The 1,642-nt window shown below is 65.2% G+C and carries 1 protein-coding gene; it reads left to right on the top strand.

The genetic code is table 11. The annotated features are described in order from the left end of the window. The coding region (locus HQL56_05555) for a hypothetical protein (protein MBF0308974.1) at positions 1–1,642 on the top strand (1,642 nt) is incomplete at both ends.

A 1,642-nucleotide genomic window follows, 5' to 3' on the forward strand; every position in this document is an offset into this window, starting at 1 on the left:
ACCCCGTTGCCGAAGCGGCAGTACCCGAGTCGGACCCCGTTGCCGAAGCGGCAGTCCCCGAGTCGGATCCCGTTGCCGAAGCGGCAGTCCCCGAGTCGGATCCCGTTGCCGAAGCGGCAGTCCCCGAGTCGGATCCCGTTGCCGAAGCGGCAGTCCCCGAGTCGGATCCCGTTGCCGAAGCGGCAGTCCCCGAGTCGGATCCCGTTGCCGAAGCGGTAGTCCCCGAATCGGATCCCGTTGCCGAAGCGGTAGTCCCCGAGTCGGATCCCGTTGCCGAAACGGTAGTCCCCGAGTCGGATCCCGTTGCCGAAGCGGTAGTCCCCGAGTCGGATCCCGTTGCCGGGTGGGATGTTGCGGATGAAGAGGTGGATGGGGTTGAACCGGAAGTTGCCGACGCGATCGCCGTTGAGGGGGAAGAGATGGCCTTTGCCGACTTGAGCGATGAAGTGGGTGACACCTTCGACCCCGCGCTGCTGCCCGAAGATGGTGAGGAACCGGGCCCGGCGGATCATCTGGATGGTTTGGATGATTTGAGCGAGCTTTCTGGGGAGGACGATCCGGAATCGGCCACCGACCCGAGTGAGGAGATGGCCGAGGAGGGCGAGGGTTCCTCGGGATCTTCCGGCGACGGGGCCTGGGAACTTCCGTTGGAGGAGGAGTCCGATGGGATGGCGGACGGACTCGGTATCGACCTGGGTGATGCCCTCGCCGGTCTGGAGGAGGATGAAGAGCTGCTGACGGAAGGGTTGCCCAGGGAAGAGGAGGAGTCCGACGACGCATTGATGGCAGCGTTCGCCGGGGAAGAGACTCTGCCCGAAGAAGGGGATGGAGAGCTGTCGGAGATGGAGGAAGCTCCGTTCGATCCGGCGGAACCTCTGGCCGGGCTGGAAGAAGAGGAGCCGGAGGTGTTATCCCCGGAAGAGGGGTATGAGGCGTCGGCGCTGCCGGATGACGATGGCGCCGGGCTGGCCGCTTTGCTGGTGGCCGGTGAAGAGGCGGAAGAGGGCGGTGGGGATGCTCCGGATGACGGTTCGTCGCCTGGTCCGGCGGATGAGGAAGGCGAACTTCCGGAGTTGTCGGAGGCCATGGACGTTTCCGGGGAGGCCATGACCGCCCTCGACGAAATGGAGGGGTTGCTCCCGGAGGAAACCGCCGCAGCCGGGGAGCGCTTGCTGCCGGATCCGGGTGGTCCGGGGGAAGAGGAAGAAGAGGTTTCCGATCTTCTGGCGGCGTTGGAGGCATCGGAGGCCTTGCCTTCGGGAGAAGAAGCGGAGAAGTCGTCCGGGTTCGACACACCGGCACCGGTTGCGGAGCCTGAGTCGTTGAGTGGGGAGGATGAGGCTGCGGATCTGCTGGAGGCGCTGGAGGAGGGGTCGTCCGGGGAGCCGGAGGCTTTGGAACTGGTAGCCGCACTGGAAGAGAACGAGGACTCCCCCTCCGTGACGATTCCCGTGGCGGAATCGGAGCGGGATGAAGCCCTCGACCTTTTGCATGCCTTGGAATCCCCCGAGCAGGTGCTTCAGGCCGAAGAGGAAGAGTCGGATCCCCTGGAACTGGTGGAGGCGTTGGAGGAGTCGGCGGTTTCACCGGAAGAAGAGGTGGTTCCCGCCAGTTCGCCGGATGAGGAGCCGGATGCCCTGGA

It is taken from the genome of Magnetococcales bacterium, assembly GCA_015231925.1.
Classification (GTDB): Bacteria; Pseudomonadota; Magnetococcia; order Magnetococcales; family JADGAQ01; genus JADGAQ01.